The sequence below is a fragment of the Bartonella sp. AP58NXGY genome, from assembly GCF_042195785.1.
Lineage (GTDB): Bacteria > Pseudomonadota > Alphaproteobacteria > Rhizobiales > Rhizobiaceae > Bartonella.
Genome location: NZ_JBHIOY010000083.1, coordinates 896 through 1,211, shown reverse-complemented (window position 1 = coordinate 1,211; position 316 = coordinate 896). Strand labels below are relative to the sequence as shown.

General features: G+C 39.2%; 1 protein-coding gene. It reads right to left on the bottom strand.

Going from position 1 to position 316, the window contains the following annotated elements; genetic code table 11:
- Positions 1–316: hypothetical protein (locus ACFINC_RS09600; protein ID WP_375617063.1), on the bottom strand; the 316-nt coding region annotated here is incomplete at both ends.

The following is a 316-nucleotide window of genomic DNA, read 5'->3' as shown; positions in this document are numbered from 1 at the left end:
GCGATGTAAAAGGAAAAAAACAGGAAGTTCATCACGATGATAACGAGCATTGAGTTTATCAATGCCCTTTTGCGCATAGCGAAACAAATCAAGATCATCTTGCGTTTCTCTTAAGGAAGCATCTACCCAATCTGTAATGAGTGCAAAATGGACCGCACCTTTAGGATTGGAAAGATAGTGTACTTCAAGATTGTGCACGTGCGCATCAATATCATCGCGTGATGTCATCAAAGTAGGTACAACAACCATTGTCCGTGCATGTTTTGGAATACGTTCTTTATATTGATAACGAATGAGCTGTCTTGATGGAATAAAA